Origin of the sequence: Streptomyces sp. NPDC005202 (genome assembly GCF_040608235.1) — a bacterium.
Lineage (GTDB): Bacteria > Actinomycetota > Actinomycetes > Streptomycetales > Streptomycetaceae > Streptomyces.
Genome location: NZ_JBEXHW010000001.1, coordinates 512,486 through 533,102, shown reverse-complemented (window position 1 = coordinate 533,102; position 20,617 = coordinate 512,486). Strand labels below are relative to the sequence as shown.

Below are 20,617 nucleotides of genomic sequence, written 5' to 3'. Positions count from 1 at the left end.
CCGGGCGCCCCCGTCCCGCCGCTACGCTGATCCGCCGAACAGACACAATCATGATCGGGGGACGTCTGTGCCGAAACTGCGCCGTGCCGTGGCCTGGTTCATCGACTTCGCGCTGGTGGTCGCGGCGGCCTCGGCGCTCGCCGTGCTCACCTTCCACCGGATGTCCGCGCTCGTCACCGACGTGCCCGAGCTCGCCACCCGGAGCGGCTTCGACCTGATCACCTCGCGCGGCGACGTGATCAGCGCCTCGGAGCACCTCGGGCTGTCGCTGTGGGACAAGGCGGTGCTGTACGTGGAGGAGGCCTTCGGGCTGCTGACCCTGGTCACCTTCCTCTACCAGTGGGCCTGCCTCGCCCTCGTCGGCCGCACTCTCGGCCAGGGGCTGCTCGGTCTGAAGGTCACCCCGAGTCTCCCGCGCCGGGCCGCCCTGCGGGCCGCGGTCACCACGACGGCCGACGTCGCCGTGTACGCCGTGGCCCGCGTCCTGCTGATCGAGGGCCAGTTCCTGCTGTCGGTGCTGGTGTGGGCGGTGGCCGTGGCCGTCTTCTTCCTCAACGCCCTGCCGGTCCTCTTCCCCGGCCGACGGTCGCTGGCCGACCGGCTGGCGGACACGGCGGTCACCGGGCTCGGGCTCAGCACGCCCGGCGCCACGCCCCCAGTTCGTACTTCTTGAGCAGTGAGCTCAGCTTCAGGCGGCGGGACTGCGGGCAGAAGCGGCTCGTCGGCAGTTCGTACTCGACGTGGAACACCGCCTTGCCGGCCGCGACGAAGGGCTTCAGGGCCGCGCATGCGCCGTACTGGGCGCACTGTTCTTCGACCGCGTCGAAGTCCCGTACCAGCTGCGGGATTTGGCCGAGGTCGTTCTTCAGTCCGACCGACCTGCCCCGGTCGTGCGCCAGTTGGGCGATGAGGCGGTTGTAGCGGAGCTGGTCGGAGGCCGTCAGCGGGAAGCCGGTGCGGTTGCGGTAGCCGTCCACGTTGTCCGGCTCCACCGCGTCGAAGCCCTTCCTGCGGCACATGTCGAGGCGGGCCGCCATCAGCGGCTCCAGTACGTCGGTGCGGCGGATGTCGAGCCAGCGCTCGCCCTTCCAGCCGTTGCCGCGCCCAGGACCGACTTGGGGACTTCTTCGCGTCGGGGGGAACTCCTCCCAGGCGCCGGTCGAGACGTAGCAGATGACCTTGCGGCCCTTGCGGTGCAGCGCGGCGACCGTCGCCCCGGAGTGGTCGAAGCCGTCGATGTCGTACACCGCCGCGTCGACGGAGGTGTCGAGGCCGCTGAGCTGCCACTGCCGGCTGGCCCCGGGACGGACGCGGCCGCCGGCGCTCGGCGCCCGGCTTGCCGTCGGGGTGCCCGGTGCAGCCCGCGAGCAGCAGAAGCGAGGCGCTCAGCAGGAGGGGGCGCAGGATCGGGCGTCTCACCGGGCGGGCTCCAGGATGCGTGTGCGGCGGTGTACCCAAGGATGATCGCCGATGGTCCGGCACGAGCGGGCCGCTCGTCGGAACCCGGCGTAAGTGGCTCGGGTCACCGGGTGCGAGGATCGGGATGTGGCGACGACGCCATCGGTCAGGTGAACGCCCGCGGGACGGACCGCGGACGCACCGCGCGTAGGCTCGTGCCGGGTGTTTACCTGCCCAGGTAAAGACCGCACCGCAGGAGGGATCTAGGGTCGGTTGTCGGGCCCGGTCGACCCACCCGCATTCGGCCACACCATCTTTCATAGGGAAGCGAGATTTCACCACCGTGACTGCTCTCACTCTCAGCACCGCCGCGGCGCCCGGCCTGCGGGCCGACGCGATCGTGATCGGTGTCGCCAAGGGCACCAAGGGCCCGGTCGTCGCACCGGGCGCCGAGGCCGTCGACAAGGCGTACGACGGCAAGCTCGCCGACGTCCTGGAGACCCTCGGTGCCTCCGGTGCCGAGGGCGAGGTGACGAAGCTGCCCGCGCCGTCCGGTTTCAAGGCCCCGCTTGTGGTGGCGGTGGGCCTCGGCGCGCAGCCGGAGAAGGACGCCGAGTACGGCGCCGAGGCACTGCGGCGGGCCGCCGGCGTGGCCGCCCGCACCCTCGTCGGCGCGAAGAAGGCCGCCTTCGCCCTGCCGCTCGCGGACGCCGCCGACGCCGGTGCGATCGCTGAGGGTGCGCTGCTCGGTGCGTACTCCTTCGACGCGTACAAGGTCAACGGCAAGGACCCGAAGGCGAAGAACGGCAAGGCCCCGCTCGCCGAGGTCGCCGTGCTCGGCGGCAAGCCCCGCGACAAGGCGTACAAGGCGGCGGTCGAGCGCGCCAAGGCCGTCTCCGAGGAGCTCAACCGCGCCCGCGACCTGATCAACACCCCGCCGAACGACCTCAACCCGCAGGCGTTCGCCGCGATCGCGCAGGCCGCGGCCAAGGAGCACGGCCTGAAGGTGCAGGTGCTCGACGAGAAGGCGCTCGCCATGGGCGGCTACGGCGGAATCCTCGGCGTCGGCGCCGGCTCGGCGTCGGCGCCGAGGCTGGTGAAGCTGTCGTACACCAACTCCAGGGCGAAGAAGCACCTGGCCCTCGTCGGCAAGGGCATCACCTACGACTCGGGCGGCATCTCGCTCAAGCCGGCCGGCCACAACGAGACGATGAAGTGCGACATGAGCGGCGCGGCCGCCGTGTTCGCCGCCGTCGTCGCGGCCGCCCGCCTCGGCCTGGAGGTCAACATCACCGGCTGGCTGGCGCTGGCCGAGAACATGCCCTCCGGCTCCGCCACCCGTCCGGGCGACGTGCTGCGCATGTACAGCGGCAAGACGGTGGAGGTGCTCAACACCGACGCCGAGGGCCGGCTCGTCCTGGCGGACGCGCTGTGGGCCGCGTCCGAGGAGAAGCCGGACGCGATCGTGGACGTGGCGACCCTGACCGGCGCGATGGTGCTGGCGCTCGGCAACCGCACCTTCGGGATCATGGCGAACGACGACGCGTTCCGCACCGCGATCCACGAGGCCGCCGAGGAGGTCGGCGAGGAGGCCTGGCCGATGCCGCTGCCGGAGCACCTGCGCAAGGGCATGGACTCCCCCACCGCCGACCTCGCCAACATGGGCGAGCGGATGGGCGGCGGCCTGGTCGCCGGTCTGTTCCTGCGCGAGTTCGTCGGCGAGGGCATCACCTGGGCGCACCTCGACATCGCCGGCCCGGCCTTCAACGAGCAGGGTCCCTTCGGCTACACCCCGAAGGGCGGCACGGGCAGCGGAGTGCGCACGCTGGTGCGTCTCGCCGAGCTCACGGCCGCGGGTGACCTGGGCTGAGGTTCATTCCTATGCCGTAACGGCCCCGGGTGCCTTTCGCACCCGGGGCCGTTTTGTCCTGTTGCGATCACTGGGTGGTATGTCTCACACCGCGGCCCCGCGTCTCGTCCACTCCCGACAAGTGCGAAGATGGGTTCTCGGCAGGACAGGGCCCCCACCGAAGGGCCGAAGCAACAGCGGCCGGACACCAGCCGCCTGCCGGTCATCGGAGACCGGCGCACGGCGCACATGCATGGAGGACGTGACGTGGCGAACGACGCCAGCACCGTTTTCGACCTAGTGATCCTCGGCGGTGGTAGCGGTGGTTACGCCGCGGCCCTGCGCGGGGCGCAGCTGGGCCTGGACGTCGCCCTGATCGAGAAGGACAAGGTCGGCGGCACCTGCCTGCACCGGGGATGCATTCCCACCAAGGCCCTGCTGCACGCGGGCGAGATCGCCGACCAGGCCCGCGAGAGCGAGCAGTTCGGCGTCAAGGCCAGCTTCGAGGGCATCGACGTACCGGCCGTGCACAAGTACAAGGACGAGGTCGTCTCGGGCCTGTACAAGGGCCTGCAGGGTCTGATCGCCTCCCGCAAGGTGACCTACATCGAGGGTGAGGGCCGGCTGTCCTCCCCGACCTCCGTGGATGTCAACGGCCAGCGGATCCAGGGCCGTCACATCCTCCTGGCGACCGGCTCCGTGCCGAAGTCGCTGCCGGGCCTGGAGATCGACGGCGACCGCATCATCTCCTCCGACCACGCCCTCGTCCTGGACCGCGTGCCGAAGTCCGCGATCATCCTGGGCGGCGGCGTCATCGGCGTCGAGTTCGCCTCCGCGTGGAAGTCCTTCGGTGCCGACGTCACCATCATCGAGGGCCTGAAGCACCTCCTCCCGGTCGAGGACGAGAACAGCTCGAAGCTTCTTGAGCGCGCCTTCCGCAAGCGCGGCATCAAGTTCAGCCTGGGCACCTTCTTCGAGAAGGCCGAGTACACCCAGGACGGGGTCAAGGTCACCCTCGCCGACGGCAAGCAGTTCGAGGCCGAGGTCCTCCTCGTCGCCGTCGGCCGCGGCCCGGTCTCCCAGGGCCTGGGCTACGAGGAGGCCGGGGTCGCCATGGACCGCGGCTACGTCCTCGTCGACGAGTACATGCGGACCAACGTCCCGACCATCTCCGCCGTCGGTGACCTCGTCCCGACGCTCCAGCTCGCGCACGTCGGCTTCGCCGAGGGCATCCTGGTGGCGGAGCGTCTGGCGGGTCTGAAGGTCGTTCCGATCGACTACGACGGTGTCCCGCGGGTGACCTACTGCCACCCCGAGGTCGCCTCCGTCGGCATCACCGAGGCCAAGGCCAAGGAGATCTACGGCGCGGACAAGGTCGTCACTCTGAAGTACAACCTGGCGGGCAACGGAAAGAGCAAGATCCTCAAGACCGCGGGCGAGATCAAGCTCGTCCGAGTCAAGGACGGTGCCGTCGTCGGCGTCCACATGGTCGGCGACCGCATGGGCGAGCAGGTCGGCGAGGCCCAGCTGATCTACAACTGGGAGGCGCTGCCGGCCGAGGTCGCCCAGCTCATCCACGCCCACCCGACGCAGAACGAGGCGCTCGGCGAGGCCCACCTGGCCCTGGCCGGCAAGCCCCTCCACTCCCACGACTGACGCCTTCAGTCATCGGGCGCGACGACACAGACTTCCGCAATTCGTTAGGAGCAACCGAAACCATGGCGGTTTCCGTAACCCTTCCGGCGCTCGGTGAGAGCGTCACCGAGGGCACTGTCACCCGCTGGCTGAAGGCCGAGGGCGAACGCGTCGAGGCCGATGAGCCGCTGCTCGAGGTATCGACCGACAAGGTCGACACCGAGATCCCCTCGCCCGCGGCCGGTGTGCTGGCCTCCATCAAGGTCGCCGAGGACGAGACCGTCGAGGTCGGCGCCGAGCTGGCCGTCATCGACGACGGCTCCGGCGCCCCCGCGGCTGCCCCGGCCCCCGCCGCCGAGTCCGCTCCGGCCGCCGAGCAGGCGCCGGCCCCGACGGCCGCCCCGGCCGCCCCCGCCGCCGAGCAGGCCGCCCCCGCTCCGGCTCCGACCGCCGAGGCCGCCTTCGGCGGCGGTTCCGCCGAGGGCACGGACGTGGTCCTGCCCGCGCTCGGCGAGTCCGTCACCGAGGGCACCGTCACCCGCTGGCTGAAGTCGGTCGGCGACACCGTCGAGGCCGACGAGCCGCTGCTCGAGGTCTCCACCGACAAGGTCGACACCGAGATCCCGGCGCCCGCCTCCGGCGTGCTGCTCGAGATCGTGGTCGGCGAGGACGAGACCGCCGAGGTCGGCGCCAAGCTCGCCGTCATCGGCCAGCCGGGTGCCGCTCCCGCGGCCGCTCCGGCCCCGGCCGCCCCGGCTCCGGCTCCCGCCGCCGAGGCCCCGGCCCCGGCTGCCGCCCCGGCCCCCGCTGCTCCGGCCGCCCCGGCTCCGGCTCCCGCCGCCCCGGCTCCGCAGGCGCCCACGGCTCCGGCCCCGCAGCAGCAGACCGCCCCGGCCCCCCAGCCGGTGCCGTCCGCTCCGGCGCCCGCCCCCGCCCCGGTCACACCGGCCGCCCCGGTCACACCGGCCGCCCCGGCTGCCCCGGCCGCCGCCCAGGCGACCGACGAGGGCGCGTACGTGACCCCGCTGGTGCGCAAGCTCGCCGCCGAGAACGGCGTCGACCTGTCCACCGTCAAGGGCACCGGCGTTGGCGGCCGCATCCGCAAGCAGGACGTCCTCGCCGCGGCCGAGGCCGCGAAGGCCGCCGCCGCTGCTGCTGCTCCGGCCGCGGCCGCTCCTTCCGCCGCCAGGAAGGCGCCGGTCCTGGAGGCCTCCCCGCTGCGCGGCCAGACCGTCAAAATGCCGCGGATCCGCAAGGTCATCGGCGACAACATGGTCAAGGCCCTGCACGAGCAGGCCCAGCTGTCCTCGGTGGTCGAGGTCGACGTGACCCGCCTGATGCGCCTGCGCGCCCAGGCCAAGGACGCGTTCGCGGCGCGCGAGGGCGTCAAGCTCTCCCCGATGCCGTTCTTCGTCAAGGCCGCCGCCCAGGCGCTGAAGGCCCACCCGGTCATCAACGCCAGGATCAACGAGGCCGAGGGGACCATCACCTACTTCGACACCGAGAACATCGGTATCGCGGTGGACTCCGAGAAGGGCCTGATGACCCCGGTCATCAAGCACGCGGGCGACCTCAACATCGCCGGCATCGCCAAGGCCACGGCCGAGCTGGCGGGCAAGGTCCGGGCCAACAAGATCACCCCGGACGAGCTGTCCGGCGCGACCTTCACCATCAGCAACACCGGTTCGCGCGGCGCGCTGTTCGACACGATCATCGTGCCGCCGGGCCAGGTCGCGATCCTCGGCATCGGCGCCACGGTCAAGCGCCCGGCCGTCATCGAGACGGAGGAGGGCACGGTCATCGGCGTCCGCGACATGGCCTACCTGACTCTCTCCTACGACCACCGCCTGGTGGACGGCGCCGACGCGGCCCGTTACCTGACGGCGGTCAAGGCGATCCTGGAGGCGGGCGAGTTCGAGGTCGAGCTCGGGCTCTGAGCCACCGGCAGGTGACCGGCTTTCACGGCGCCCCCGCCCCGGAGCTTTCCGGGGCGGGGGCGCCGTCCGTCGTGTAAGCCTCGTCTCACCTGCAGGAAAGCGGCCGTATGCGCCCTTCCTCGGGGGGCTACCGGCCGTATTGTCTAATCGTCAAACGCCCCCCGGGGTCCCCGCCCGCCGCCCGACCGCCACCCCTCGACGAGGCCCTTCGGGCCGCTGCACTGGACTCTGAGCCCCTCCCTAAGGAGCCCTCAATGACCGCGCCCGTCGTCCACTCGCTGCGCGAGCAGATCCGCGAGCACATCGTGGAGGGGATCGTCAGCGGGCGCTGGAAGCCGGGTGAGCGGATCGTCGAGCGACGGATCGCGACCGAGCTGGAGGTCAGCCAGACGCCGGTGCGGGAGGCGCTGCGCGAGCTGGAGTCGCTGCGGCTGATCGAGTCGGCGCCGAACAAGGGCGTGCGGGTACGGAATCTGACGGCCGCCGACCTGGAAGAGAGCTACCCCGTCCGGGCCGGCCTGGAGGCCATCGCGGCGGAGCTGGCGGCCGAGAAGCTGGCGGAGGACTGCTCGGCCCTGGAGCCGCATGTCGCCGCGCTGTACGAGGCCGACCGCAGGTCCGACGGCACGGCGCAGGTCCGGCACACGGTGGCCTTCCACCGCGAGCTGGTCCGCGCGGCCGGCAACTCGGTGCTGCTGCACACCTGGGAGGGCCTGGGCATCGAGGTCTTCACGGCGCTGTCGATCCGCTGGCTGGGGACGGTCCAGCAGTCGTACGCCGAGGAGCACGAGGAGCTGGTGGCCGCCTTCAGCAGGCGGGACCCGCGCATCGCGGACATCGTGAAGGCCCACGTCCTCGGCTGCGCCCCACGAGCCTGAACACCTTGCTCCGCCGCAAACAAGGCGCCGAACACCGGAGCACACCGCCGCTCAAGCGCGGCCTCACCTGCGAAAACCCCCGAAACGAGCGGCACCCGGTGTCCCTGTCGGAGGCACCGGGTGCCTACTTTCTCGGGATCAAGAGGTTTTGCCCCTCAACCCTTTGATCGATCATCGATCAGGGGGTTAAAGTCGCCGACGGGCTTCCCCAGAGCCTCACGCCCTGTCCTGCCAAAGACCAAGGGCACCCCCGATCCCTTACCGATGAGGGAACCCCCTTCGACTGAGGAAGGCGGCGACATGACCGACCCCAACGCCATCCAGCCGAGCGAGCTCGACCAGCTCCCGGACCGCGACCCGGAGGAGACCGCCGAATGGCAGGCCTCCCTGGACGCCGTCGCCAAGGCGGCCGGGCCGCACCGTGCCGCGTACCTGATGCGCCGCACGCTGGAGCGCGCCGAGGGCACCGGCGTCGCCCTGCCCAAGCTCCTCGAGACCGACTACGTCAACTCCATCCCCACCGCTGCCGAGCCGGCCGTACCCGGTGACGAGGAGATGGAGCGCCGCATCACCGCGTGGAACCGCTGGAACGCGGCCGCGATGGTGACCCGTGGCTCGAAATACGGCGTCGGCGGCCACATCGCCACCTTCGCCTCCGCGGCCTGGCTGTACGAGACCGGCTTCAACCACTTCTTCAAGGGCAAGGACTCCCCTGACGCCCCCGGCTCGGGCGACCAGCTCTACATCCAGGGCCACGCCTCCCCCGGCATCTACGCCCGTGCCTTCCTCGACGGCCGCCTGAACGAGCAGCACCTCGACAACTTCCGCCGGGAGGCGGGCGGAGGCGGCCTGCCCTCCTACCCGCACCCGCGCCGCCTGCCCTGGCTGTGGGAGTTCCCGACGGTGTCGATGGGCCTCGGCCCGCTCTCCGCGATCTACCAGGCGCGGTTCAACCGCTACCTCACCAACCGCGGCATCAAGGACGTCTCCGCGTCCCACGTCTGGGCCTTCCTCGGCGACGGCGAGATGGACGAGCCGGAGTCGACGGCGGCCCTCGCGCTCGCCGCCCGTGAGGAGCTGGACAACCTCACCTTCGTCATCAACTGCAACCTGCAACGGCTCGACGGCCCGGTCCGCGCCAACTTCAAGATCGTGCAGGAGCTGGAGGCCCAGTTCCGCGGCGCCGGCTGGAACGTCATCAAGACGCTGTGGGGCTCGGCCTGGGACGAGCTGTTCGCCCTCGATACCACGGGCGCGCTGGTACGCCGGCTGCGCGAGGTGCCGGACGCGCAGGTCCAGACGTACCAGACCCGCGACGCCGCCTACATCCGCGAGGACTTCTTCGGCAAGGACCCGGCGCTCGTCGAGATGGCGAAGCTGCTGAGCGACGACAAGATCCTCGAGTGCTTCCACTTCTCGCGCGGCGGTCACGAGCCGCGCAAGGTGTACGCCGCGTACAAGGCCGCCCTGGAGCACAAGGGCGCCCCGACGGTGATCCTGGCCCAGACGGTCAAGGGCCACACCCTCGGCAAGGGCTTCGCGTCGAAGAACGCCAACCACCAGATGAAGAAGCTGTCGGTGGACGAGTTCAAGCAGCTGCGTGACCTGCTGGAGCTGCCCATCTCGGACAGCCAGTTCGTCGACGGCGTGGTGCCCTACGGCCACCCGGGCGCCGACTCCCCCGAGGTCCGCTACCTCCAGGAGCGCCGCGCGGCCCTCGGCGGCCCGGCCCCGGCCCGCCGCGTGCACCCGGTCGCGCCGCTGCCCGCGCCCGCCGAGAAGGCCTTCGCCTCCTTCGACAAGGGCTCCGGCTCGCAGAACGTGGCGACCACCATGGCCTTCGTGCGCCTGGTCAAGGACCTGGTCCGCGACAAGGAGACGGGCAGGCGCTGGGTGCCGATCGTCCCCGACGAGGCGCGCACCTTCGGCATGGAGTCGCTGTTCCCGTCCCTCGGCATCTACTCGCCCAAGGGCCAGACGTACGAGCCGGTCGACCGCGACCAGCTGATGTACTACAAGGAGGCCAGGAACGGCCAGATCCTCAACGAGGGGATCACCGAGGCCGGTTCGATGGCCGACTTCATCGCCGCCTCGACGTCGTACGCGACGCACGGCGAGCCGATGATCCCGTTCTACATCTTCTACTCGATGTTCGGCTGGCAGCGCACCGCCGACCAGATGTGGCAGCTCGGCGACCAGCTCGGCCGCGGCTTCCTCGTCGGCGCCACCGCCGGCCGTACGACACTGACGGGCGAGGGCCTGCAGCACGCGGACGGCCACTCGCCGGTGATCGCGGCGACGAACCCCGCCGCGCTGACGTACGACCCGGCGTTCGCGTACGAGATCGCGGTCATCGTCAAGGACGGTCTGCGCCGCATGTACGGCGAGGCGGCGCCGGGTGAGGACCCGAACGTCTTCTACTACCTGACCGTCTACAACGAGCCGCTGCCGCAGCCCGCGAAGCCGTCGGGCCTCGGCATCGACGAGGGCATCGTCAAGGGCCTGTACCGCTTCAACACGGCCGAGTCGGCGGGGCTTTCGGTCACCGCGAACGCCCCGCGGATCCAGCTGCTGGGCTCCGGGACGGCGATCCACTGGGCGCTTCAGGCCCAGAAGCTGCTCGCCGAGGAATGGGGCGTGGCCGCGGACGTGTGGTCCGCGACGTCCTGGAGCGAGCTGCGCCGGGACGCCATGGAGGCCGACGCGGCGCTGCTGCGGGGCGAGGAGCGCGTGCCGTACGTCCGCCAGGCGCTCCAGGGCGCCGAGGGCCCGGTCCTCGCGGTCTCGGACTACATGCGCCAGGTCCCGGACCAGATCGCGCAGTGGGTCGAGCAGGACTACTCCTCCCTGGGCGCCGACGGCTTCGGCCTGTCGGACACCCGCGAGGCCGCCCGCCGCCACTTCGGCGTCGACGCCCAGTCGATCGTCGTCGCCGCCCTGGCCCAGCTCGCCCGGCGCGGCGAGGTGAAGGCCTCGGCGGTCAAGGAGGCGCGGGAGAAGTACGGCCTGTAAGACACGAGGTCCGGTGAAGGGGTACGGCTGCTGCCGTACCCCTTCGTTGTCGGCGCCTCCCGGCATCATGAACCCATGCGCGCTGCCCGGCTCATCAAGATGGTGCTGCTGCTTCAGTCCCGGCCCTCCATGACCGCCGCCGAACTCGCCCGCGAGCTGGAGGTGTCGGAGCGGACCGTGACACGGGACGCGCAGGCGTTGTCGGATGCGGGGGTGCCGGTGTACGCCGACCGGGGGCGGGCCGGGGGGTACCGGCTCGTCGGCGGGTACCGGACGCGGCTGACCGGGCTCGCCCGCAGCGAGGCCGAGGCGCTGTTCCTCAGCGGCGTACCGGGGGCGCTCAGGGAGATGGGGCTGGAGGACGCCGCCTCCGCCGCCCGGCTGAAGGTGTCCGCGGCGCTGCTGCCCTCCCTGCGCGACGCGTCCCGCACCGCGGCGCAGCGGTTCCATCTGGACGCGCCCAACTGGTTCCGGGAGCCGAAGACGCCCGAGTTGCTGCCGGCGGTCGCGGACGCGGTGTGGGACGACCGGCGGATCACCGCGCGCTACCGGCGCGGGGAGGACGAGGTCGAGCGGCGGCTGGAGCCGTACGGGCTCGTGCTGAAGGCGGGCGTGTGGTACCTGTGCGCCCGGGTCGCGGGGCACGGCTCCTTCCGGGTGTACCGGATCGACCGCTTCACCGCCGTCGACGCCTGCGAAGAACGCTTCGAGCGGGATGGGGAGTTCGACCTGCCCGCCTTCTGGGAGGAGCGGGCCGAGCAGTTCGCGCGGTCCATCCTGCGGGCCGAGGTCGTGGTGCGGCTGTCCGAGGAGGGCGTGCGGAGACTGCCGTACGCCGTCGACGCGCTGTCGGCCGGGGAGGCGCTGAAGACCGCCGGTCCCCCCGACGAGCGGGGGCGGGTGACGGTGACCTTGCCAGTGGAGTCCGAGGAGGTGGCCCACACCCAGCTCACGGCGCTCGGGCCGGAGGTGGAGGTGCTGGCCCCCGAGTCGCTGCGGGCGCGTTTCGCGCGCGACGCGACACGGCTCGCCGCGCTGTACCGCCCATAAGCCGTACCGCCCATAACAATCCGCCTCACTCCACGTGCGCCCCTTGGCCCGAGGCCCGATGCTTGACCCGTGATGGACGAGACGGAGTTCTGGGAGCTGATCGACGCCACCCGCGAGGCCGCCGGGGGCGACCCCGAGGAGCAGGCCGACCTACTCGTCGAGCGGCTGCTCGCGCTGGACCCGGAGCAGGTCCTGGACTTCGCCCGTCACTTCGAGTCCCGCTACAACCGCGCCTACCGCTGGGATCTGTGGGGCGCCGCCTGGGTGCTGCTCGACGGGGCGAGCGACGACGCCTTCGACTTCTTCCGGTGCTGGCTGATCGGCCAGGGCCGGGAGGTCTTCGAGGGCGCCCTGCACGACCCGGACACGCTCGCCGACCTGCTGGACGACTTCGACGAGGAGATCGACGGCGACGGCGAGGAGCTCGGCTACGCGGCGGACGAGGCCTACGAACAGCTCACCGGCACCGTCGCCCCCGACCTCGGCATCCCGCCCGCCCCGGCGGAGCCGGAGGGCACGCCGGTCGACTTCGAGGACGACGGGGTGCTCGCCCAGCGGTACCCCAAGCTGTGGGACCGCTTCCGGGAGTAGGGAGTGGGCCGGAGGCTCACGGGCGCGTCACGCCGCCGCCCGGCGCCGGCCCGTGTCCGACGGGATGTACGCCTGCGTCCGGTCGGCCTTCACCGCCTGGTGGAGCGGTGCCGCGTTGGCCTGGCCGAGGGCGGACGCCGTGACCGCGGCCGGGCCGAGGACGACCGTCGCGACCGCGCGGACCACCGTCCAGGGGCTGCGCACGGCCGCGGTCCATCCGGCCGTCTTCTCCCTGCTCCGGGTACGACTGCTGCTCATCTTCCCCACCTCCAGTCGGCTTGTGCGGTACCCGACCGTAGGGCGCCGGGATCTGAAAACCCTGCGCGACGGCTGTGCCGTTCCTGTGGATCGCTCGGGGCAGGACGTCGTCCGCCGGGCTCACCTCCGCCCCTGCAGCCGCGCCGCGGCCTGTCTGACCGCCGGGAGACGTGCCGTCAGGGCTGCTCCCGGGCAACTGGTCCTGTAGCCGTCCCGGTGGCCGGCGAGGGCGGGGAGCGTCGCCGTGGTGCCGGCCCTGTATCGGCTGAGGTCGCTGGTGGAGACCAGGCGGGCACTGGAGCGCGGGTCGATGTCGGCCAGGCCCAGCTTCCAGGCGGCCAGCGCGGCGATCGCGTCGGTCATGCTCCGCGGCACCGGGGCCCCGGCCGTGAACGTGCCGATGGCCGCGATGCCCACGGTGCGGTGGTTGAAGCCCTGGGTGTGGGCGCCGGTGACGGGACGGTCGACGCCGCCCGCGCGGCCCTCGTAGATCGTGCCGCAGCGGTCGACGAGGAAGTTGTAGCCGATGTCGTCCCACCGCTCGGCGCCGGTCTGGCCCGCGTACAGGTGGCGGATGATGCTCGGGGCGTCGGCGCACGCGTACCCGTTGGGCGATTCGGTGTGGTGGACGAAGACGGCGACGACCTTGTCGTCGTAGTCCGGGGGCGGCTGCGGGTGCGCGCTGGCGCCCAGCCAGGCGGACCGCGGCACGATGCGCGGCTTCGGCGCGCCGTGCTCGGGGGAGCGGACCTCGACCGTCTGCGCGGGCTCGGTCACCGTGAGGTCGTCGCCGCGCGCGTACAGCAGCATCGCGCCGACGGCGGCGGCCGCCGGCAGGCAGCCGAGCAGTACCACGGCGCCGCGGCTCAGCCGTCCCGGACGCCGTGCCCTTGCCTGCCGGGCTCCTCCCACACCACGCATGACCTCACTGTCGGCCCGATCCGGTCCGCCCGCGATGTGTGCTGTGCCACCCGGTGGAACCATCGTCCTGGTCCAGGACGTTTCTGGGGATACACGCACACGTGGCCGGTTCCCGCTCCTGCGCACGTGTGGCTGATCACCGGGCACGTCCCACGCGTACTTAGGGGTCCGAGAGAAAGGCGGCTTGGGTGGACCTGCTCGATGTCCTGCTGATGCTGGTGATCCTCGTCTACGCGGCGTCCGGCTACCGGCGCGGACTGGTGGCCGGCTGCGTCTCGCTGGCCGGGTTCGTGGGCGGCGCGGTCGTCGGCGTGTGGATCCTGCCGTGGGTGATGGACTTCGTGGCCCGCGGGACGACCGCGGCGACGGTGACCGCCGTGCTCACGGTGCTGGTCCCGGCGGTGGTGGGACACGAGCTGGCAGGGCGCCTCGCGGTCAGGCTGCGGCGCGAGCTGGACCGTGCCGGTCGGGGTCCGCTCAGGGCTGCCGACGGGATCGGCGGGGCCGCCGCCAACTCGGTCGCCGTGCTGATCGTGGCGTGGGTGGCCGCGAGCGTCCTGGGCGCCTCCTCCTCCCCACTGGTGACGACGGCGATACGCGACTCGACGCTGCTCGGCGCCGTGCAGAACGCGATGCCGGACACCACGCCCGCCTGGTTCTCGCGGGCCACCTCCGCGCTCACCGAGGCGGGCTTCCCGCAGGTCTTCAACCCGTTCGAGAACGAGCCGACGGCGGGCGTCGCCAAGCCCTCCGGCGACAGCGTGACGGCGAGCGCCACGAACGCCGCCGAGCTCAGCACGGTCAAGATCGAGGGCGCCTCGGGCAGCCAGGGCCGCGAGGGCAGCGGCTTCGTGTACGCGGCGCGGCACGTGATGACCAACGCGCACGTGGTGGCGGGCATCGACCACCCGACCGTGCGGGTCGGGGGCCTCGGGCGGTCGTACCAGGCGCGGGTGGTGCTCTTCGACCCGGACAGGGACGTGGCCGTGCTCTACGTCCCCGGCCTGAACGCCCCCGTCCTGCGCTTCGACGCCGTCGCCGCGCGCGGCGACTCGGCCGTGGTCGCGGGCTATCCGCAGGACGGCGACCTGAACCTCCAGGCGGCGACGGTCGCGAACCGGATGCGGGCGACGGGCCAGAACATCTACAACGACGCCGCGGTCACCCGCGAGATCTACTCGATCCGCTCCACCGTCCGCCCCGGCAACTCCGGCGGACCGCTGCTGACCACCGACGGCCGCGTCTTCGGCGTCGTCTTCGCCCGCTCCACCTCGGACAACGAGACGGGGTACGTCCTGACGGCCGCCGAGGTCGCCCCGGACGCGCAGCGCGCGGCGAGGGCGACGGCGCCGGTGGACACGGGCGAGCTGGTCACGTCCTGACTGTCACAGGGGGCGCCCCATGAGCACGTCGTCGACGTACACGCCGTCCAGGTAGAACTCCTCGGGCTGTACGCCCTCGACGACGAAGCCCTCGGACTCGTAGAGCTTGCGGGCCGCGGTGTTGTGGCCCAGCACCCGCAGGCTGATGCGGCGGGCGCCCTGACGGCGGACCTCCTCGACGGCGGCGCGCAGCAGAGCGCGGCCGACGCCCTTGCCGCGGGCCTCCTCGGCCACGGCCAGTCCGCGGATCTGCCGTACGTGCCGGTTCGACGCCAGCTCGGTGGCGAAGCCGAGACGGATGTAGCCCACGAGGCGGTCGTCGAATTCGGCGACCAGGTGGTCGCGGGGCACGGAACGCTCCCTGAAAAAGGGCTCGTACGGCTGCTGCGGCGGCGGTGTGACCTCGTGCAGGTAGGACCAGGTCGCGCGGTCGAGTCGGCCGAGAGCGTCCTCGTCGTCGAGCGCGGCGTTGCGTATGTACGGAGCCGGCATGGGGGTCACCCTACGTCGGAAATGCGAGCGCCCCGTCGGGTTTTTCGCGCCGTCGCCCGGCAGGATGGTGGCATGCAACGTTTGCGAATCGCGGTGGCCGGCGCATCCGGTCTCATCGGCAGCGCACTGGTGCGGTCCCTGGCCGCGGACGGGCACGAGGTGGTGCGACTGGTGCGCCGCTCGGCCCGGAGCGAGGACGAGGTCTGCTGGGACCCCCGGAGACAGTACGTGGACGCGGCCGGGCTCGCCGGCTGCGCCGCCGTGGTCAATCTCGCGGGCGCCGGGATCGGCGACCACCGCTGGACGGACGCCTACAAGAGAACGATCCGCGACAGCCGGGTGCTCGGCACGGCCGCGCTCGCCGAGGCGATCGCCTCCCTCGATCAGCCGCCGCGGGTCTTCGTCAGCGGCAGCGCGATCGGCTTCTACGGCGACACCGGCGACCGGACCGTCGACGAGGACGCGCCGCCCGGGGAGGGTTTCCTGCCCGCGCTGTGCGTGGAGTGGGAGGAGGCCACGGCCGCCGCGCAGGAGGCGGGCGTGCGGACGGTGTTCGCGCGCACCGGGCTGGTCGTGGCCCGCGAGGGCGGGGCGTGGGGGCGGCTGTTCCCGCTGTTCCGGGCCGGGGTCGGCGGGCGGATGGGCGACGGCCGGCAGTACTGGTCGTTCATCGCGCTGCACGACGAGGTGGCCGCGCTCCGTCACCTCATCGACACCGAGGACCTGTCGGGGCCATTCAACCTGACCGCTCCCACCCCGCTGACGAACCGTGAGATCACCGCGGCGATGGGGCGGGTGCTGCACCGGGCGACACCCTTCACTGTGCCTGCGCCCGCGCTGCGGCTGGCGCTCGGCGAGATGGCCGAGGACGTGCTGGGCAGCCAACGGGTGGTGCCGAAGCGCCTGTTGGAGTCGGGGTTCTCGTTCGCGTTCCCGGAGATCGAGGGGGCGATCCGGGCGGCGCTGTGACGCCTGCGACCTCACTCGCGGCACCTTGCGACCGTATGCGACCGCCGTGCGACCGTGCCCTGTCGATGCGCGACTGCCGTTGACCGATCACAGCCCTAACCTCGACCCGAACTCGGGTATTTCTCAAGCCGGTTGGGGGCATCACTGCTCCACCGGCCGCGCAACCTCGAGGAGGGGCACGTGCTTGAGCCCGCGTACCAGGCGGACGTCGTCGTGGTGGGAGCCGGGGTCGCCGGACTCTCGGCGGCGCATCGGCTGACCAGCGCAGGAGTAACGACCGCAGTCCTGGAGGCCGCCCCTTACGTGGGCGGCCGTATGTCGACGGAGAAGGTCGACGGGTTCCGGCTCGACCGGATCGGACAGTTGCTGTCCACGTCGTATCCCGAACTGGATCTGAGCCCGGGGCTCGACGCGCTCGTGCTGCGCCCCTTCGCGCCGGGGGTCCTGCTGCACAGCGACGGACGGCACCACCGCGCGGGCGCCCCGGCGGGCGCCCGGAGCGCAAGGAGCGCACTCCACGTCGTGCGCGCCCTCGCGAGCGCCCCCCTGCCGTCGGCCCCGCCCAGGGCCCGGGCCCGGGTCCTGCGTGCGGCCCCTGCCGTCAGGATCCGGACGGGCGCCCCGCTGGGCACCGCCGTGGACCAGGCCCGGCTCGGCTCGGCGCTCGCCCGGATCGCCACCACGCCGGTCGAACGGCTCCTGTCCCGCGACGAGTTGCCCGCCGCCCAGGCACTGGCGGCCCGCGGTCTGCCCGCCCGCACCGTCGACGGCTTCCTCCGTCCGCTGCTGGCCGCCCTGCTGTGCGACCCCGACCTCACCACATCCAGCCGCTGCGCGGACCTCGCGCTGCGCGCCTTCGCAAGCGGCCGGCTGTGTCTGCCGGAGGGCGGCGCCGAGGTGCTGCCGGAGCTGCTCGCCCGCGCGCTGCCGTTCGGCACCGTGCACACCGGCGTCCGCGTCACCTCGGTCTCCACCACGTCGGTGACCACCGCCGAGCACGGCGAGATCCGTTGCCGCGCCGTCCTGCTCGCGACCGACGCGCGCGCCGCCGCCGAGCTGCTGCCCGGGCTGCGGGTGCCCGGCTTCCACCCGGTGACGGTGGTGCACCACACGACGGACGAGCCGCCGGCGACCGGCGCGTTCCTGCTGCTCGACGCGGACCGCGGCGGGCCGGTCGCACACACGGCGGTGGTCAGCCGGGTCGACCCATCCCGCGCACCGGCGGGCCGGACCCTCGTGTCGTCCACGGTCCTGGGCGCGCCCCCGGCCGAGGTCGACACCGCCGTACGCATCCACCTCTCCCGCCTCTACGGCACCTCGACCTCGCGGTGGGAGACGCTCGCCGTGCACCAGACCGCCGAGGCCGTGCCCGCGATGCGGCCGCCGCACGACCTGCTGCGGTCGGTGCGGCTGCTGGCGGGCCTGTACGTGTGCGGCGATCATCGGGACACCAGTACGGTCCAGGGGGCGCTGCACTCGGCGCGCCGGGCGTCGGCCGCGATCCTGGCGGATCTGGGGGTCGGCAGGTCGATGCACGTCGCGGACCCGCTGCCGACGGCACGGGCGGCCTGAGCCGTTTCACCGGGGCGGCTTTGCGTCACGGGGGTACGACCGCTCGGGCACTGCCGCACTCGGCCGTCGTGCGGACGCGCCATTGTGCGGACTCGGCCGTCGTGCGGACTCGGCCGTCGTGGGTGCGCACCGGTGCGGCGGTCGGGGGTGACCGCTCACAGGAGCGCTGCGATCTTGTCGCGGTAGCTCCGCACCGGTGCCGCGTCCTTGTACGGCTCCAGGCGGCGCTCGAAGTCCCTGACGTACTCGATCGCCCGGACCGACCGCATCTCGGCCGCCTGTCCCGCCGCCTCGGCGCCCAGCTGGCAGGCCTGGTCCAGGTCGCCGAGGCCGAGCCGGGCGGTGGCGAGCACGACCCGGCACAACAGGCGGCTGCGGGCGTACGCCGGGGCGCGCAGCTGGAGCGAGCGCTCGGCGTGCTGGGCGGCGGCGCGGTACTGCTGCAGGTCCCGGTGGCAGTGCCCGAACTCGTCGGCGAGCTGGGCCTCGTCGAAGCGGCGCGCCCAGAACGGCACCTCGTCGCCGGGCCGGGCGGCCTCGAGGGCGCGCTCGGCCCGTACCAGGGAGGCGGTGCAGGCGCGCACGTCGCCCAGGACCCCGTGCCCGCGCGCCTCGGCGGCGTGCAGCAGTGCCTGGACGGCGGGCGCGGCGGAGCTCCCGAGCCCCTGCTGGGCCACGCGCGCGAGCTGGACGGCCTCCCGCCCGTGCACCAGGTACACGGCCTGCCGGCTCATGGTGATCAGCACGTACGCGCCGTAGGGCCGGTCCCCGGCGGCCTGCGCGAGCCGCAGCGCCTGCACGAAGTAGCGCTGGGCGAGACCGTGCGCGGCGATGTCGTACGACGTCCAGCCCGCGAGCCGGGTCAGCTCGGCGGCCGCCGCGAACAGGCGGCGGCCCGTCTGCTCGCCGTAGGTGCCGCGCAGCATCGGCTCGCACTCGTGCTCCAGGTAGCGCACGAGGGCCTGGCGGGCGTGGCCGCCGCCGTACATGTCGTCGAGGGTGCGGAACAGCTCGCCGACCGAGCTCAGCGCGGCGATGTCGCCGGCGGTGACCCTCTGGCCGGGGCTGCGCTCGGCCTGGCCGCGCTGCCGGGGCATGGCGGGCACCACCTGCTCGGACGGGGCGGGGGGCCTGGCGGGGGGCCTGGCGGGAGGGCGGCCCTGGGCGGGGACCCGGGCGGGCGCCTCCCCGCGGGCGACCTTCTCGTCGGCCCGCCCGATCAGCCAGTCCCGGCTGGGCACGACCAGCCCTGCCGGGGTGAAGGCGATCTTCCGCAGCTCCGCATGGCTGCCGGAGTCCTTGCGCCACAGCCCGCTGACGATGTCCACGGCCTCTTCCGGAGTGGCGGCGAACTCCAGCCCCGCGTACACGGGGGCGCAGGCGTCGAGGCCGAGGTCCTGGGTGGTCAGGCGGCGTCCGAGGCGCCGGGTGAAGACCTCCGCGATGAGCGCGGGCGTGGTGCCCCGGGGCTGCTGTCCGCGCAGCCACCGGGTGACCGATGTCTTGTCGTATCTCAGGTCCAGCCCGTGTTCCAGACCGAGCTGGTCGACGCGACGGGCCAGACCTGCGTTGGAGAATCCCGCTTCTGCGATGAGCGCGGCGAGCTGGCGGTTGGGAGTGCGCTGCGCGGGTCGTTCCGTCATCTGCGGTGCGGTCTCCTGCCTTCCGGGCACCTGAAATGCTCGGATTGCCTGTGAGCAGCCCTTATGGCCTCATGAACGGCGCGAATGTAGCGGAGCGTAAGCAGGCGGTAGCACACTTCGAGGGGCATTCATCCGATCGTGTGAGGATTGCCCGCAGGGCTGACGCGTGACGGCCGGACGTACAGTGGCGTGGGCGCGTCGCGCGCCTTACGACCTTCAGGGAGGCGTTGCCGTGAGTGAGTTGCGGTTCGTCCGCATGGGATTCGGTGCCGAGGCCGTGGAGTACCAGGAGGCCTGGGACGAGCAGCGCCGGGTGCACGCGGCCCGGTTCGCGGACGAGATCCCCGACACCGTGCTGCTCCTCGAACACCCTCCGGTCTACACGGCGGGCCGGCGCACGGAGGACAGCGAGCGTCCGCTCGACGGCACCCCGGTCATCGATGTGGACCGCGGCGGCAAGATCACCTGGCACGGCCCGGGACAGCTGGTCGGCTACCCGATCCAGAAGCTGCCGCGCCCGGTGGACGTGGTGGCGCACGTGAGGCGCCTGGAGGAGGCGCTGATCCGCACCTGCGCGGAGTTCGGCCTCGAGACGACCCGGGTCGAGGGCCGCAGCGGGGTGTGGGTGCTCGGCGACCCGGTGGAGCAGCGGCCCTCGCTCGGCGGGCTGGCCCTGGACTTCGACCCGCGCCTGAACGACGAGGAGTTCGACCCGCGGCTCAACGGCCCGGAGTACGCCCCCTCCAACGCGGGCCAGCGGCGCGAGGACCGCAAGATCGCCGCGATCGGCATCCGGGTGGCCAAGGGCGTCACGATGCACGGCTTCGCGCTGAACGTGAACCCGGACAACGCCTGGTTCGACAAGATCATCCCGTGCGGGATCCGGGACGCGGGCGTCACCTCCCTGGCCAACGAGCTCGGCCGGGACGTGACGATCGACGAGGTGCTGCCGGTCGTCGAGCGGCATCTGAGGGACGTCCTGGAGAACGCGGAGCTGAAGCCGCGCCTCGTCGAGAAGGCGACCGCCTGA

16 protein-coding genes and 1 pseudogene are annotated in these 20,617 nt (G+C 72.4%); 12 read left to right on the top strand and 5 right to left on the bottom strand.

What is annotated here, in order from left to right; all coding sequences use genetic code 11:
• Positions 1–67 precede the first annotated feature (67 nt).
• A complete protein-coding gene (locus tag ABZV31_RS02505; protein WP_355886985.1) occupies positions 68–673 on the top strand; it encodes an RDD family protein in 606 nt (201 codons plus the stop codon).
• Here ABZV31_RS02505 and ABZV31_RS02500 read toward each other — a convergent pair.
• Positions 633–1,419 (bottom strand): annotated as a pseudogene (locus ABZV31_RS02500) (endo alpha-1,4 polygalactosaminidase). The gene ABZV31_RS02505 and the pseudogene ABZV31_RS02500 sit on opposite strands and share 41 nt — an antisense overlap.
• 322 nt (positions 1,420–1,741) lie before the next feature.
• Between ABZV31_RS02500 and ABZV31_RS02495 the strand changes: the two are divergent.
• From ABZV31_RS02495 to ABZV31_RS02465, 7 genes are all read left to right on the top strand, one after another.
• Positions 1,742–3,268 (top strand): leucyl aminopeptidase, encoded by a 1,527-nt coding sequence (locus tag ABZV31_RS02495; RefSeq protein WP_355886983.1) that lies wholly within the window; start codon positions 1,742–1,744, stop codon positions 3,266–3,268.
• 246 nt (positions 3,269–3,514) lie between these two features.
• A complete protein-coding gene (gene lpdA / locus ABZV31_RS02490; protein WP_355886980.1) occupies positions 3,515–4,903 on the top strand; it encodes a dihydrolipoyl dehydrogenase in 1,389 nt (462 codons plus the stop codon).
• Between the two features lie 62 nt (positions 4,904–4,965).
• On the top strand, positions 4,966–6,819 hold the full coding sequence (gene sucB, locus ABZV31_RS02485; protein WP_355886977.1) for a 2-oxoglutarate dehydrogenase, E2 component, dihydrolipoamide succinyltransferase: 1,854 nt from the start codon (positions 4,966–4,968) through the stop codon (positions 6,817–6,819).
• A gap of 254 nt (positions 6,820–7,073) precedes the next feature.
• On the top strand, positions 7,074–7,697 hold the full coding sequence (locus ABZV31_RS02480) for a GntR family transcriptional regulator (RefSeq protein WP_355886975.1): 624 nt from the start codon (positions 7,074–7,076) through the stop codon (positions 7,695–7,697).
• A 300-nt stretch (positions 7,698–7,997) separates the two neighbouring features.
• The gene (aceE, locus tag ABZV31_RS02475; protein ID WP_355886973.1) at positions 7,998–10,709 is read left to right on the top strand and encodes a pyruvate dehydrogenase (acetyl-transferring), homodimeric type; all 2,712 of its coding nucleotides are present in this window, start codon (positions 7,998–8,000) and stop codon (positions 10,707–10,709) included.
• 75 nt (positions 10,710–10,784) lie between these two features.
• On the top strand, positions 10,785–11,759 hold the full coding sequence (locus ABZV31_RS02470) for a WYL domain-containing protein (protein WP_355886971.1): 975 nt from the start codon (positions 10,785–10,787) through the stop codon (positions 11,757–11,759).
• Between the two features lie 72 nt (positions 11,760–11,831).
• Positions 11,832–12,350 (top strand): DUF4240 domain-containing protein, encoded by a 519-nt coding sequence (locus tag ABZV31_RS02465; protein WP_355887577.1) that lies wholly within the window; start codon positions 11,832–11,834, stop codon positions 12,348–12,350.
• 27 nt (positions 12,351–12,377) lie between these two features.
• On the opposite strand, the gene ABZV31_RS02460 is transcribed toward ABZV31_RS02465, so the two are convergent.
• Both ABZV31_RS02460 and ABZV31_RS02455 read right to left on the bottom strand, forming a co-directional pair.
• Positions 12,378–12,608, bottom strand: a complete 231-nt coding sequence (locus tag ABZV31_RS02460; RefSeq protein ID WP_355886969.1) for a hypothetical protein — start codon at positions 12,606–12,608, stop codon at positions 12,378–12,380.
• Between the two features lie 120 nt (positions 12,609–12,728).
• Positions 12,729–13,529, bottom strand: a complete 801-nt coding sequence (locus tag ABZV31_RS02455) for a peptidoglycan recognition protein (protein WP_355886967.1) — start codon at positions 13,527–13,529, stop codon at positions 12,729–12,731.
• Positions 13,530–13,717: 188 nt separating this feature from the next.
• Here ABZV31_RS02455 and ABZV31_RS02450 point away from each other — a divergent pair, with 188 nt between their 5' ends.
• Complete coding sequence (locus tag ABZV31_RS02450; protein WP_355886966.1) at positions 13,718–14,911, top strand: MarP family serine protease; 1,194 nt, start codon at positions 13,718–13,720, stop codon at positions 14,909–14,911.
• A 3-nt stretch (positions 14,912–14,914) separates the two neighbouring features.
• Here ABZV31_RS02450 and ABZV31_RS02445 read toward each other — a convergent pair whose 3' ends face one another.
• A complete protein-coding gene (locus tag ABZV31_RS02445) occupies positions 14,915–15,403 on the bottom strand; it encodes a GNAT family N-acetyltransferase (protein ID WP_355886964.1) in 489 nt (162 codons plus the stop codon).
• Positions 15,404–15,475: 72 nt separating this feature from the next.
• Here ABZV31_RS02445 and ABZV31_RS02440 point away from each other — a divergent pair, with 72 nt between their 5' ends.
• Together ABZV31_RS02440 and ABZV31_RS02435 are read left to right on the top strand one after the other, a co-directional pair.
• The gene (locus ABZV31_RS02440; protein WP_355886961.1) at positions 15,476–16,372 is read left to right on the top strand and encodes a TIGR01777 family oxidoreductase; all 897 of its coding nucleotides are present in this window, start codon (positions 15,476–15,478) and stop codon (positions 16,370–16,372) included.
• A 180-nt stretch (positions 16,373–16,552) separates the two neighbouring features.
• Complete coding sequence (locus tag ABZV31_RS02435; protein WP_355886958.1) at positions 16,553–17,944, top strand: NAD(P)/FAD-dependent oxidoreductase; 1,392 nt, start codon at positions 16,553–16,555, stop codon at positions 17,942–17,944.
• Positions 17,945–18,099: 155 nt separating this feature from the next.
• Here ABZV31_RS02435 and ABZV31_RS02430 read toward each other — a convergent pair whose 3' ends face one another.
• Positions 18,100–19,587, bottom strand: coding sequence for a regulator (locus ABZV31_RS02430; RefSeq protein WP_355886955.1), 1,488 nt, complete (start codon positions 19,585–19,587; stop codon positions 18,100–18,102).
• A 232-nt stretch (positions 19,588–19,819) separates the two neighbouring features.
• On the opposite strand from ABZV31_RS02430, the gene lipB reads away from it, so the two are divergent.
• Positions 19,820–20,617: a lipoyl(octanoyl) transferase LipB gene (lipB, locus tag ABZV31_RS02425; RefSeq protein ID WP_355886952.1), complete on the top strand. Its 798-nt coding sequence runs from the start codon at positions 19,820–19,822 to the stop codon at positions 20,615–20,617.